Origin of the sequence: Blautia sp. MSK.20.85 (genome assembly GCF_013317245.1) — a bacterium.
Classification (GTDB): Bacteria; Bacillota; Clostridia; order Lachnospirales; family Lachnospiraceae; genus Blautia_A.
The window spans coordinates 1-347 of the sequence record NZ_JAAIUN010000121.1 but is presented as its reverse complement, the minus strand read 5'-3'; the positions used below and the strand labels follow the sequence as shown (position 1 = coordinate 347).

The window sequence follows — 347 nt, the reverse complement described above, 5'->3', positions numbered from 1 at the left end:
ACCAGTCATCACTTATGATGAGAAATGGCAGAATGCCCGTCAGAAAGTAAAGGTTACGGTTCTGAAGAAAGAAAAAGATACAGAACGTGTTCTTGCAGGTGGTGTCTTTGGTCTTTATACCAGTGAAGATATCAAAAATGCAAAGGGCGAGGTACTCCTTGAGAAAGACAGTCTGATCGAGCAGCGGGTAACGGATGAAAAAGGACAGATTACTTTTACGGCAGATCTTCCGGTAGACGGAAAATACTATGTGAAAGAAATCTTTGCGCCGGACGGATTTGTTACAACAGAAGAAGTACAGGAATTTACCTTTGAATATGCCGGAGAAGACCAGGCAGAAGTAAGCT

Annotated in this window: 1 protein-coding gene; it reads left to right on the top strand. The window is 42.7% G+C overall.

From position 1 onward, the window contains the following. Positions 1-347, top strand: a 347-nt coding sequence (locus G5B12_RS17185) for a prealbumin-like fold domain-containing protein (RefSeq protein ID WP_174088992.1), incomplete at both ends; no start/stop codon positions are given.